Origin of the sequence: Cryobacterium sp. MLB-32 (assembly GCF_000738085.1) — a bacterium.
GTDB lineage: Bacteria > Actinomycetota > Actinomycetes > Actinomycetales > Microbacteriaceae > Cryobacterium.
Window position 1 is genome coordinate 1 of sequence record NZ_JPRS01000408.1, and the last position, 1,378, is coordinate 1,378.

The 1,378-nt window shown below is 62.6% G+C and carries 1 protein-coding gene; it reads left to right on the plus strand.

Annotation, left to right across the window (positions count from 1 at the left end):
- On the plus strand, window positions 1-1,378 hold a 1,378-nt coding region (locus JF66_RS18990; protein WP_156109929.1), incomplete at both ends, for a bifunctional diguanylate cyclase/phosphodiesterase.

Sequence of the window (1,378 nt, forward strand, 5' to 3'; positions counted from 1 at the left end):
ACGGGTTGATCACCGACGCGAATGAGGCGACGGTGCGGGCGACGGGTATTCCTCGGGTGGATTTGATTGGGACGGCGTTCTCGGATGTCTTTACGGAGCCGGAGAAGGCGGAGGCCATTTATCAGTTGGTGTTTGAGAAGGGGATGGCTGTTGATTATCCGCTGACGATGCGTCACCGGGACGGGACGTTGATGGAGGTGTTGTATAACGCGTCGGTGTATCGGGATATTGGTGGGACGGTTCTGGGGGTGTTCGCGGCGGCCCGGGATGTGACCGTGGCCAGGCAGGCCGAGGAAGCTTTGACCTACCAGGCCTTCCACGACTCACTAACCGGTCTGCACAACCGCGCGTGGATTCTGGACATCCTGACAGCCGACCTTCGTGCCGCCAAACGAGTGGACCATTCGGTCGGTGCACTATTCGTGGACCTTGACCGCTTCAAGGTCGTCAACGACTCACTCGGCCACGCCGCCGGCGATGAGGTCCTGACGGCGGTGGCGAACAGGATCGTGTCGGCCTTGCGTCCCGGCGACCGAGTCGGCCGTTTCGGTGGGGACGAGTTCGTTATTGTGATTCAGGACGTCCACGACGCCCAGGACGTCTTGCACTGCGCGAAGCGGGTGTCTGATTCGATCTCCGCCGACTTACAGGTACGAGGCCACCGGATCGTGCCGACCGTGTCCATCGGTATCGCCACCTCCACGCCAACGTCCACTCCAGACAGCTTGCTGCGCGACGCCGACTCCGCACTTTTCCGCGCCAAAATCGCCGGGCGCGCCCGCTGGCGCTTCTTCGACGACGCGATGCACGCCCAAGCCGTGGCCCGTCTCACCCTCGAAGACGAGCTGCGTGACGCGATAAGCCGGAAGCAGTTCGTCGTTTACTACCAACCCATCGTGGCCTTGGCCGATTCCCGCGTGGTCGGTCATGAAGCGCTCGTGCGTTGGGCGCACCCCCACCGCGGGCTGCTCAGCCCCGGGGAGTTTCTTGACGTCGCCGAGGACACTGGGCTGATCAGCGACATTGGTGCACAGGTCCTGGACCAAGCCTGCGCTTTATTGGCGGAGCGGCCCGACCTACCCGGTCCCATTAGTGTCAATGTGTCGACGGTCCAGCTGGCCACACCGGGGTGGCTCGCCAGCGTTCGCGACACCCTGAAGGCTCGACAGGTAGATCCGGCACGAATCGTCATTGAGGTGACGGAAACGGCAGTCCTCAACTTGATCGAATCCGCCCGGCAAGCGCTGGAAACACTGCGCGAGCTCGGGGTGGGTCTGCACTTGGACGACTTCGGCACCGGGTACTCGTCGATTTCAGTGTTGCGAGATTTGCCGGTGACCGGGGTCAAGCTCGACCTGCGATTCGTGCAGGACCTAAC